At 63.5% G+C, this 6,318-nt stretch carries 6 protein-coding genes and 2 pseudogenes; 4 read left to right on the top strand and 4 right to left on the bottom strand.

What is annotated here, in order from left to right; all coding sequences use genetic code 11:
• Positions 1-155 (bottom strand): transposase (locus ESZ60_RS15940; RefSeq protein WP_134681718.1); only part of this gene is annotated, 155 nt, incomplete at its 3' end.
• 56 nt (positions 156-211) lie between these two features.
• On the opposite strand from ESZ60_RS15940, the pseudogene ESZ60_RS15935 reads away from it, so the two are divergent.
• Positions 212-472, top strand: a pseudogene (locus ESZ60_RS15935) (IS110 family transposase); the annotation flags it as partial.
• Here the strand turns inward: ESZ60_RS15935 and ESZ60_RS15930 are convergent.
• Both ESZ60_RS15930 and ESZ60_RS15925 read right to left on the bottom strand, forming a co-directional pair.
• A pseudogene (locus tag ESZ60_RS15930) lies at positions 449-1,400 on the bottom strand (transposase). The pseudogenes ESZ60_RS15935 and ESZ60_RS15930 overlap by 24 nt on opposite strands.
• A gap of 110 nt (positions 1,401-1,510) precedes the next feature.
• A complete protein-coding gene (locus tag ESZ60_RS15925; RefSeq protein WP_134681717.1) occupies positions 1,511-2,422 on the bottom strand; it encodes a LysR family transcriptional regulator in 912 nt (303 codons plus the stop codon).
• Between the two features lie 119 nt (positions 2,423-2,541).
• Here ESZ60_RS15925 and ESZ60_RS15920 point away from each other — a divergent pair, with 119 nt between their 5' ends.
• Entirely contained in the window at positions 2,542-3,468 is a 927-nt protein-coding gene (locus ESZ60_RS15920) for a VOC family protein (RefSeq protein ID WP_134681716.1), read from the top strand.
• A 49-nt stretch (positions 3,469-3,517) separates the two neighbouring features.
• The gene (locus ESZ60_RS15915; RefSeq protein WP_134681715.1) at positions 3,518-4,120 is read left to right on the top strand and encodes an alpha/beta hydrolase; all 603 of its coding nucleotides are present in this window, start codon (positions 3,518-3,520) and stop codon (positions 4,118-4,120) included.
• 61 nt (positions 4,121-4,181) lie between these two features.
• Here ESZ60_RS15915 and ychF read toward each other — a convergent pair whose 3' ends face one another.
• Entirely contained in the window at positions 4,182-5,279 is a 1,098-nt protein-coding gene (gene ychF, locus ESZ60_RS15910; RefSeq protein WP_134681714.1) for a redox-regulated ATPase YchF, read from the bottom strand.
• A gap of 139 nt (positions 5,280-5,418) precedes the next feature.
• On the opposite strand from ychF, the gene trpA reads away from it, so the two are divergent.
• Entirely contained in the window at positions 5,419-6,216 is a 798-nt protein-coding gene (trpA, locus tag ESZ60_RS15905) for a tryptophan synthase subunit alpha (RefSeq protein WP_134681713.1), read from the top strand.
• Positions 6,217-6,318: the final 102 nt, after the last annotated feature.

The raw sequence follows: 6,318 nt of genomic DNA, 5'->3' as shown, positions 1-6,318 counted from the left end.
TCGGACAGGTCCATTCCGCCATACTTGGCCTTCAGCTTGTAGAACGTCGCAGGGCTCAGCCCATGCTTGCGGCACAGCTCAGCCGTCGGCAAGCCAGCCTCCTGCTCTTTGAGCATCCCGATAATCTGCGCTTCAGTGAAACGGCTTTTCCTCATCTCGTCTGCTCCTTCAGGTTGGGCAGACTCCACATCAGACCGAGGGAACTTCCGGGGGGGAAGGTCAAGGCCGGATCAAGATCTCCAAATATGGCAATGCTCGCCTGCGCCGTACGCTGTGGCTGGCATTCGAGCGCGGCATCGCGCAGGATCGCCACAATCCAGATCTGCGCCGCCAGCGCCTACACCGCCACCGCTGCAAAGATGGCCCGCACCCTTCACGCCGTGATCAAATCCGGCGAACCCTACCGCCCTTCTTCGAACGGACGAGCCCAAGCGAAAGGACCTCTCTCTCAAAGGGCCGGGGAGGCGCATGACGCGACCTTGTAGGTAATGTTCGGCGTCGTCGGGGAAACGCCCCACCGGGGCCTTTCCTTATTCTCCTCCAATGGCAGAGACCATTCCTGACGGCGGAGCCCGCCCGGGCGACAATTCTTATGGCACCCGTTCGCTCGGATGCCCCGTGACCTGACGCCCAAAACCGCGTTTCCTTCCCGAGCTAGGACATCGTCGGCCCTTATGGTGCCGGGCTTGCCGCGCCACTCGATGATCCGATCAAGGCTTCGGATCACGCGCCCCGCTGGCAGAAAAAGTCGACCTCGATGCCCAAGCCTTCGCGATTGAAATCGTCCGGCACGTTCAGGAGCCGGAACTGTCGCCCGTCGGCCAGGCGATCGGCCATGTTGGCTGGGAGAACCGTCCCGCTGACTGTTTTCTGATCCTCACTCCATTGACCAGACGAGGTTCGACGCCTCGGGCACGGCCAGTTCATCCCGCTTCAGCCGTCGCGGCGGATTGATGCGCAGGTTCAACTCCAGCTCGCAGTAGATCCTGTGATCCGCTTTGGTTCCAGACATGCCCTTTGACATTTCGCAGATGCAGGAAGCACAGCCCGAAACCGCAAGCCTTGTGGCAATGATCAGCCCGACCAGCAGGTCGGCGATCTGCTCAATTTCGTCATCGCGCTTCGGGCAATAGCGGAAACAGGTCTCGCTGACGCCAAGCCCGAGGCACGCCAGCGCGATGCTGACCCCCATCGTCGCCACCGCCTTCTCGGCCAGCGCGCGGCGCTGTGCTGGCCACGTCACTTTATTCCCAAGCCCATGCCGCCATGCTTGGCGCGCCATTCTTAAAACGTTGCGCTGCTGATCCCATACGCGCGGCACCGCTCGGGCACGGGATCCCGCCCACTGCCTGACGCAAGAAGCCCATCACCTGAGCTTTGGTGAAACGGCTCTTCTTCATCGGAATGTCATCGTCAATCTTGCCGAGAAGATTCTACGTTTGCTCCCCCTTAACCACCGGGAAATTGCCGCAAGACGTGTATCGACCCTGGCAAGCCCCCGCCCTGCCCCTCAGGCGCCGGTCTCAATAGCCCAATTGTCGCGGATATGGCTCTCGACGAAATTCGAGAATGTCGCGACACGCAGCGGCAAACGCGCATATGGGGGATAGAACAGCGTGAGCCAGAGCGCAGGAGGCTGCCATTCGGGCAGGACCTGCACCAATTCGCCGCTGTCCAGCGCAGGCTGGAGCATAAATTGAGGAAGCATGGCGATGCCCTCGCCATTGGCCGCGAGATGGGCAAGCACTTCGCCATTGTTCGACTGGAACCGCCCTGCAGCGCGGATCTGGTGCTGTTGGTCGTCGCGGGTCAGGTTCCAGATTTCTCCGAACCCGCCGGAGCCATAACCCAGGCAGTCATGCGCGGCCAGGTCAACAGGATCCTGTGGCATTCCGCGCCGCGACAGATAGGCCGGCGCGGCAACCAGCAATCGCGGCACCGGGCAGATCTTTCGCCAGATGGTGGATTTGTCGCTCGGAGCGCCGGAAATCCGAATTGCCAGATCGATATCCTCGGACACAATGTCGATCAGCCGGTCCGTCAGATCCACCACCACGCTCGTGCGAGGATGGAGCACGGCGAACTGGCTCAGCACCTTGGGCAAGAGCCGCGTTCCCAGTGACAAAGGCGCGCTGATCCGCAACAGGCCGCTGAGCTCTCCCTGCCTTTCCCGCATCTCCTCGGCCGCCGCGCCCAGCCCCTCGGCGAGCGGGGCGACGCGGGCCGCGTAAAGCGCGCCTGCCGCGGTCAGCGACACTGCGCGGGTGGTTCTGATCAGAAGCTGGGTGCCCAACTGTCGTTCCAGCCCGGCCACGGCGCGCGTGACCGCGGCAGGCGCCAGCCCCAACATCCGGGCCGCCCCCGCAAAGCTGCGCTGCTCCACGACGGCCAGAAAGATCCGGATCGATTCAAGCTCGCCCATTATTGCTCAGGATGAAATAAACAATGTCATTTTATGGATATTTTCTGCAATGGCAATCGCGTCCATCTTTGCTTCAGCCAAAGGGTACGGATCGACCGGCCCAAACAGGAGAACCAACCATGCTGCATCAGATCAAGGGCCTCCACCACGTCACCTCGATGGCGGCTGATGCCCAGGAAAACAATGATTTCTTCACCGGCAAGCTGGGGCTGCGCCGGGTCAAGAAGACGGTGAATTTCGACGCGCCGGATGTCTATCACCTGTATTACGGCGACGAGGTCGGAACCCCCGGCTCGGTCATGACCTATTTCCCCTTCCCGCATATCGTGCGCGGCCGCCCTGGCTCGGGCGAGGTGGGAGACACGCTCTTCACCGTGCCCAAGGGCAGCCTCGGTTTCTGGAAAGAGCGTCTGACGGCACAGGGCGTCACCGGGCTCAAGGATGAGGTGCTTTTCGGTGAGAAGCGTCTGCGCTTTGCCGGTCCCGATGGCGACGGCTTTGCGCTGGTCGAGAAAGAGGGCGATCCCCGCGCCGCCTTTGCCGGCACCGTTCCCACCGACGAAGGGATCCAGGGATTTCATGGCGTCTCGATGCGTCTGCGTGATCAGGGTGCGACGGCCGAATTGCTGAAGTTCATGAATTACGAGCCCATCGACAAGCAGGGGAATGTGACGCGCTTTGCCGTCAGGGATGGCAACGGGGCCGACATCGTCGATCTCGAGACGCTTTCCGATGCGGCTCCGGCCCGGCAGGGCGCGGGCTCGGTCCATCACGTCGCCTTTGCCGTCGAGAACCGCGCCGCCCAGCTTGAGGTCCGCAAGGCCCTGATGGATACCGGCTATCATGTGACGCCCGTGATCGACCGCGATTACTTCTGGGCGATCTATTTCCGCACGCCGGGCGGCGTGCTGTTCGAGATCGCGACCAATGAGCCCGGATTCGACCGCGACGAGGACACCGCCCATCTGGGCGAGGCGCTGCGCATTCCCCAGCAACACGAACATCTGCGCAGCCAGATCGAGCGCATCCTGCCCCCGCTGGGCTGAACGGTCACTTGCGGCGGCCCCGGTGGCCGCCGCCCGAAAGGAGGATGGAATGAGCATTCACAGCTACCAGCATTTCGCCAAGCCCCGCGACACGGACCAGCCTCTGGTCCTGACCCTGCACGGGACGGGTGGCGATGAGCACCAGTTTTCCGGCCTCGTGTCCCAATTGCTTCCCCGGGCCGGGATCGTCTCGCCGCGCGGCGATGTGTCGGAACATGGCGCGAACCGCTTCTTTCGCCGCACCCGCGAAGGTGTCTATGACATGGAGGACCTTGCCCGCCGAACCGAAAAACTGGCGGGGTTCATCGCCGCCCATCGCGCCGCTAATCCCGGCGCGCCCGTCTGGGCCCTGGGTTATTCGAACGGGGCGAACATTCTGGCATCGGTGCTGTTCCATCAGCCCGAACTGATCGACCGGGCGGCCCTGATGCACCCGCTGATCCCCTTTGATCCCGCGCCGCAGCCCCGGCTTGCGGGCCGGCCGGTCCTGATCACCGCCGGGCGGCGCGACCCGATTTCGCCCCTGTCCCTGACCCGCACCCTTGCCGATTATTTCAGGGACCAGCAGGCCGAGGTCGAGCTGAACCTGCATGATGGCGGCCATGAGATCCGCCCCGAGGAACTGACCGCCCTGCGGAATTTTCTGAGCTGAGGACAAAAGCAAAACGGCCAGCCCCCAGGGCTGGCCGTTCCGTCAAAAGCCGTCGCGCCGATCAGGCGTTGAACAGGAAATGCAGCACGTCGCCATCCTGCACGACATAGGACTTGCCCTCGACGCGGAACTTTCCCGCCTCGCGCGCGCCGGATTCGCCTTTGTAGGTGACGTAATCCTGATAGGCGACGGTCTCGGCGCGGATGAAGCCCCGCTCGAAATCGCCATGGATGACGCCCGCGGCCTGCGGGGCCAGCGTGCCATGGTGGATCGTCCAGGCGCGCGCCTCTTTCGGGCCGACGGTGAAATAGGTCTCAAGGCCCAAGAGCGCGTAGCCGGCGCGGATCAGGCGGTCGAGGCCTGCCTCGGTCAGGCCCATTTCATCGAGGAACATCCCGGCTTCCTCGGCGGGAAGCTGGCTGATCTCCTCTTCGATCTTGGCCGAGATCACGACATGGCCCGCGCCCTGCTCGGCGGCCATTTTCGCGACCAGGTCCGATTTGCTGTTTCCGGTCGAGGCCTTGTCCTCTTCGACATTGCACACGAACAGCACGGGCTTCGCGGTCAGAAGCTGCAACATGTCCCAGGCCTTGCGGTCCTCGTCATCGACCTTGACGGTGCGGGCGGGCTTGCCGTCTTCCAGCGCGACTTGCGCGGCTTTCAGCAGCTTTTCCTGCGCCACGGCTTCCTTGTCGCCGCCCTTCAGCTTGCGCTGGATATTGGCAAGGCGGCGCTCGATCGATTCGAGATCGGCGATCATCAGCTCGGTCTCGATGGTCTCGGCATCGGCAATGGGATCGACGCGGCCCTCGACATGGGTCACGTCGCCATCCTCGAAGCAGCGCAGCACATGGGCGATGGCATCAACCTCACGGATATTGGCAAGGAACTGGTTGCCCAGACCCTCGCCCTTCGAGGCGCCCTTCACGAGGCCCGCAATATCGACGAAGGTGATGCGCGTCGGGATGATCTGCTTGCTGCCCGCAATTTCGGCCAAGGCGTCAAGACGCGGATCGGGAACAGCCACTTCGCCGACATTCGGCTCGATGGTGCAGAAGGGGAAATTCGCGGCCTGAGCGGCAGCGGTTTTCGTCAATGCGTTGAACAGCGTCGATTTGCCCACGTTCGGCAGCCCGACGATTCCCATGCGAAAGCCCATGATGCACCCCTTTTTTCCCGGAAATCTCGCGCCTTTTAGGGTCGGATGCGGTCCAAGTCCAGTCCGGGGCGTTGATCTTTCCGCGGCGTCGGGGGATAGCTTGGCGGCGGAACGAAAGCGCCAGACAGGGAAGCGGGCCATGACCAGAATCGACGACACTTTCGCGCGGCTTGCCGAAACCGGGGGCAAGGCCTTCGTCGCCTATATGATGGGCTGCGATCCCGATTTCGAAACCTCGCTTGAAATCATGCGCGGCCTGCCCGGCGCGGGCGTGGACATCATCGAATTGGGGATGCCCTTCACCGATCCGATGGCGGATGGCGGAACGATTCAGGCGGCAGGCCAGCGCGCTCTGGAAGCAGGCGGCAGCGTGACCCGCGTGCTCGAGATGGTGCGCGCCTTCCGCGCAAGCGATGACCGCACGCCGATCGTTCTGATGGGCTATTATAACCCGATCTACGCCCGCAACGGCGGGGTCGAGGCCTTTCTGGCCGAGGCAAAGGATGCGGGGATCGACGGGCTGATCGTCGTTGACCTGCCGCCCGAAGAGGATAGCGAATTGTGCCTGCCCGCCCGCGATGCGGGGCTGAACTTCATCCGTCTGGCCACGCCCACCACGGATGACCGCCGTCTGCCCGCCGTCGTCCGGAACACCTCGGGCTTCGTCTATTACGTTTCGGTGACCGGGATCACCGGGGGACAGGCCGCGAATGCAAGCGAGGTTGCCCCCGAGGTCGCCCGGATCCGCGCAGCCGCTCAATTGCCTGTGGTCGTGGGTTTTGGCATCTCGACACCCGAAGCGGCCGGTGCGGTCGCCTCGGTCGCGGATGGCTGCGTCGTCGGCTCGGCCATCGTCAAGCTGATCGGCGAGGGTCGTCCGGTTCCCGAGGTGCTGAAGTTCGTCGAAACCCTCGCAGGCGGGGCCCACGCCGCCTGACGCAGAGCCCGCGTGCACGCCGCTTCCTGCTTGCAGCCGGCGACAGGATCGGGGAAGACGATCAGACGACACGCCCGCCGCGTCGGCCTTGGCCCGCACGCA

It is taken from the genome of Paracoccus ravus, assembly GCF_004522175.1.
Lineage (GTDB): Bacteria > Pseudomonadota > Alphaproteobacteria > Rhodobacterales > Rhodobacteraceae > Paracoccus > Paracoccus ravus.
This window is presented reverse-complemented; position numbering and strand designations above follow the sequence as displayed.